Raw genomic sequence first — 3,242 nt, 5'->3', positions numbered from 1 at the left:
CCATCATCGTGCCCAAGGGCCACACGCTGTTTCGGGCCTACAAGGTGTCAAAGCGCCTGGACGATGATATTTCCGCCGTGTGCGCGGCGTTCAACCTGAAGATCGACAACGGTGTGATCAGCGCGGCTCGCGTTGCCTTCGGAGGCATGGCCGCCACACCAAAACGCGCAAAAAATTGCGAGGCCGCGTTGTTGGGCGCCATCTGGAACTTGGCCACGGTCGAGAAAGCCTGCGCCGCCCTGGCACAGGACTTCACCCCACTGTCGGACTTTCGCGCCAGCAAGGAATACCGCCTGCTCAGCGCGCAGAACCTGCTGCGCAAATACTTCATCGAACTGCAAACGCCGCACATCGAGACTCGGGTGACCGCTTATGTCTAACCATCACGCCGTGGTAAAAACCCAGGCCGAACTTGCCGCACTGTTTGCCCAGGACCTCACCACCGGGGTGGGGCGCAGCGTCAAGCATGACAGCGCCGCCAAGCACGTCAGCGGTGAAGCGCAGTACATCGATGACCGCCTGGAATTCCCCAACCAGTTGCACCTGTATGCGCGCATGTCCGACCGTGCCCACGCCCGCATCATCAGCATCGATACCGCGCCCTGCTATGCCTTCGACGGCGTACGCATAGTCATCACCCACGAAGACGTACCGGGCCTGAAAGACATCGGCCCGTTGATGCCCGGCGACCCACTGCTGGCCATCGACACCGTGCAGTTCGTCGGCCAGGTGGTGCTGGCCGTGGCCGCCCGCGACCTGGAGACCGCACGCAAGGCGGCAATGGCGGCGGTGATCGAATATGAAGACCTGGAGCCAGTGCTGGATGTGGTCGAGGCGTTTCGCAACAAGCACTTCGTGCTCGACAGCCACACTCACCAGCGCGGCGATTCGGCCGCTGCGCTGGCAAGTGCCAAGCACCGCATCCAGGGCACTTTGCATATCGGCGGCCAGGAACACTTTTACCTAGAAACCCAGATCTCTTCGGTGATGCCCACCGAAGATGGCGGCATGATCGTCTATTGCTCCACGCAAAACCCCACCGAAGTGCAGAAGCTGGTGGCGGAAGTGCTGGATGTGTCGATGAACAAGATTGTGGTGGACATGCGCCGCATGGGCGGTGGCTTTGGCGGCAAGGAAACCCAGGCCGCCAGCCCGGCGTGCCTGTGCGCCGTGGTGGCGCGCCTCACCGGCCAGCCGACCAAGATGCGCCTGCCACGGGTCGAAGACATGCTGATGACCGGCAAGCGCCACCCCTTCTATATCGAATACGACGTGGGCTTTGACGACAACGGCCGCCTGCACGGCATCAACCTGGAGCTGGCGGGTAACTGCGGCTGTTCGCCGGACCTGTCCAACTCGATTGTCGACCGCGCCATGTTCCACGCCGACAACTCGTATTACCTGGGCGACGCCACGGTCAACGGCCATCGCTGCAAGACCAATACCGCCTCCAACACCGCCTATCGCGGCTTCGGCGGCCCCCAGGGCATGGTCGCCATCGAAGAGGTGATGGACGCCATCGCGCGCCATCTGGGCCAAGACCCGCTGGCCGTGCGCAAGGCCAACTACTACGGCAAGACCGAGCGCAACGTCACCCACTACTACCAGACCGTCGAGCACAACATGCTCGAAGAAATGACCGCCGAGTTGGAAGCCAGCAGCCAATATGCCGAGCGCCGCGAAGCGATCCGCCTGTACAACGCCCACAGCCCGGTCCTGAAAAAGGGCTTGGCGCTGACCCCGGTGAAATTCGGTATTTCGTTCACCGCCAGCTTCCTCAACCAGGCTGGCGCACTGATCCATATCTACACCGACGGCAGCATCCACCTGAACCACGGCGGCACCGAGATGGGCCAGGGCTTGAATACCAAGGTTGCGCAAGTCGTGGCCGAAGTGTTCCAAGTAGACATCGACCGCGTCCAGATCACCGCCACCAACACCGACAAGGTGCCCAACACCTCCCCCACCGCGGCCTCCAGCGGCGCCGACCTGAACGGCAAGGCCGCGCAGAATGCGGCCGAAACCATCAAGCAGCGCCTGGTGGAATTTGCGGCGCGCAAGTACGACGTGAGCGAGGCGGACGTGGAGTTTCGCAACGGCCATGTGCGCGTGCGCGAGCAGATCCTCAGCTTCGAGGCGTTGATCCAGCAGGCGTATTTCGCCCAGGTATCGCTCTCCAGCACAGGTTTCTACAAAACCCCGAAAATCTTCTACGACCGCAGCCAGTCACGCGGGCGGCCGTTCTACTACTACGCGTTCGGGGCGGCCTGCTGCGAAGTGATCGTCGACACCCTGACCGGCGAATACAAAATGCTGCGCACCGACATCCTGCACGACGTGGGTGCCTCGCTGAACCCGGCCATCGACATCGGCCAGGTGGAAGGCGGCTTCATCCAGGGAATGGGCTGGCTGACCATGGAAGAGCTGGTGTGGAACAACAAGGGCAAGCTGATGACGAACGGCCCGGCCAGCTACAAGATCCCGGCGGTGGCCGACATGCCGCTGGACCTGCGGGTGAAGCTGGTAGAGAACCGCAAGAACCCGGAAGACACGGTGTTCCATTCCAAGGCTGTGGGCGAGCCGCCGTTCATGCTGGGGATTGCCTCGTGGTGTGCGATCAAGGATGCAGTGGCGAGCCTCGGTGATTATCGCCATCAGCCCAAAATTGATGCGCCGGCCACGCCCGAGCGGGTGTTGTGGGGGTGTGAGCAGATGCGGCAGTTGCAGGCGCTAAAGGCTGTTGATCGTTCCCACGCTCCGCGTGGGAATGCCGCCCTGGACGCTGTGCGTCCGCTCTAGTGACGCTGAGCGTTACGGTATGCATTCCCACGCGGAGCGTGGGAACGATCTGACTGGAGGTAGACATGGACAACTGGATCAGCGCCCTCGCCACCCTGCAAAACCAGGGCGAACCCTGCGTGCTCGTCACCATCATCGAAGAACTCGGCTCCACCCCGCGCAACGCCGGTTCCAAGATGGTCATCAGCGCCGCGCACACCTTCGACACCATCGGCGGCGGGCACCTGGAATACAAGGCGATGCAGATCGCCCGGGACATGTTGGTGCGCGGCCAGCAGAACACTCACCTGGAGCGCTTCAGCCTCGGCGCCAGCCTGGGCCAATGCTGCGGCGGCGTGACCGTGCTGCTGTTCGAGCCCATGGGCCAGGCGCAGGCGCACATCGCTGTATTTGGCGCCGGCCATGTCGGCCGTGCGTTGGTGCCATTGCTGGCAAGCCTGCCC

General features: G+C 62.7%; 2 protein-coding genes and 1 pseudogene. All 3 read left to right on the top strand.

The annotated features are described in order from the left end of the window. A pseudogene (locus GIW04_RS29225) lies at window positions 1-380 on the top strand (xanthine dehydrogenase small subunit); the annotation flags it as partial. Beyond that, complete coding sequence (gene xdhB, locus GIW04_RS29220) at window positions 373-2,799, top strand: xanthine dehydrogenase molybdopterin binding subunit (protein WP_120248447.1); 2,427 nt, start codon at window positions 373-375, stop codon at window positions 2,797-2,799. The pseudogene GIW04_RS29225 and the gene xdhB, both read left to right, overlap by 8 nt. 65 nt (window positions 2,800-2,864) lie before the next feature. Then, window positions 2,865-3,242: XdhC family protein (locus GIW04_RS29215; protein ID WP_329607656.1), on the top strand; the 378-nt coding region annotated here is incomplete at its 3' end.

Source organism: Pseudomonas sp. PA-4-8C (assembly GCF_021606625.1).
GTDB classification, from domain to species: domain Bacteria; phylum Pseudomonadota; class Gammaproteobacteria; order Pseudomonadales; family Pseudomonadaceae; genus Aquipseudomonas; species Aquipseudomonas lactis.
Note: the sequence above shows the minus strand (reverse complement) of the source record. Positions and strands in the feature narration are given on the sequence as shown.